The organism is Chromohalobacter sp. HP20-39, assembly GCF_033052815.1.
GTDB lineage: Bacteria > Pseudomonadota > Gammaproteobacteria > Pseudomonadales > Halomonadaceae > Chromohalobacter.
Window position 1 is genome coordinate 1 of the sequence record NZ_JAWHTP010000747.1, and the last position, 267, is coordinate 267.

At 64.8% G+C, this 267-nt stretch carries 1 protein-coding gene; it reads right to left on the reverse strand.

Annotation, left to right across the window (positions count from 1 at the left end; all coding sequences use genetic code 11):
• Positions 1–267 (reverse strand): hypothetical protein (locus RVY79_RS19940; RefSeq protein WP_317466311.1); only part of this gene is annotated, 267 nt, incomplete at both ends.

Here is a 267-nt window from a genome sequence, read left to right on the forward strand (position 1 = left end):
GCCGGCATTCAGCGTGACCTTGTTGAGCAGTTCGCCGATCTGGTTCAGCTGGGCCAGATTGATCGGCAGTGACGGGCTGCCCAGCGGCACGTCGACACTGCTGCCGTCCTGCTTGGTGAGCGACAGTTTCAGCAGCTTGACGCCGATGGGGGCCCAGTTCTCGTTGGAGGCATCGCTGACGAGCAGCGGCACGTCCACCTTGCCCTGTGGTTTCTGATTCGGGTTGAGCTGGGCATTGCCGCCGCCGCAGGCGGCCAGGGCGGCGAT